The organism is Mammaliicoccus fleurettii, from assembly GCF_003970575.1.
Lineage (GTDB): Bacteria > Bacillota > Bacilli > Staphylococcales > Staphylococcaceae > Mammaliicoccus > Mammaliicoccus fleurettii.
The window spans coordinates 1-834 of the sequence record NZ_RXWZ01000143.1 but is presented as its reverse complement, the minus strand read 5'-3'; the positions used below and the strand labels follow the sequence as shown (position 1 = coordinate 834).

Genomic DNA, 834 nt, shown 5'->3' with positions numbered 1-834 from the left:
ATTCAAAGATTATTTGGCATAAAATCAATGAGACAGACTATCAAAGAAATTGAGACAAATGTAGCTTACCGTTGGTATTTAGGGTTCAGCTTTCTTGATAAAGTACCACACTATGGTACTTTCAGTAAAAATTATACAAGACGATTCCATGATACTGACTTGTTCGAACAAATATTCGAGAGAATATTAGAAATTGCGATTAAGAACAATTTAATTGACCACTCAACATTATTCATTGATTCAACGCATATAAAAGCTAATGCAAATAAAAATAAATATATTAATCACGTTGTAAAGAAGGATACATTACATTTCCAAGAAGAACTTAATAATGAAATCAATCAACAAAGGTTATCACAAGGAAAAAAGCCTTTGAAAAATAAGAAAAAGGAGGAATTTAAAAACAAGAAAGTCAGTACTACAGATCCAGATGCTGGCTATTATGTTAAAGGTGAAAGAGAGAAACAATTTGCGTATAGCTTACATAGTTGTGTAGATAGAAATGGTTTTATAATTGATCACCATGTGACACCAGGAAATGTTCATGATAGTACACAGTTGAAACCTATGGTTGAAAGATTAGAAGAAAAAAATATGTTACCTATCACTTTAGCGGTAGATTCCGGATACAAAACACCATTCAACGCTCATTATTTACTTGAAAAATCAATTGTACCTGCAATGCCATATACAAGACCAAAAGGAAAACCAGGAATATTTAAGTCTAAAGAATTTATTTATGATGAATATTACGACAGTTATATCTGCCCTAATGATGAATTACTTACTTTTAAAAGAACGATGCCAACAGGTCATAGATTATACAAATCAAAT

Annotated in this window: 1 protein-coding gene; it reads left to right on the top strand. The window is 30.5% G+C overall.

Annotated features, from left to right (window positions below; translation table 11 throughout):
• The coding region (locus tag CD129_RS10200; RefSeq protein WP_144437011.1) for a transposase at window positions 1-834 on the top strand (834 nt) is incomplete at both ends.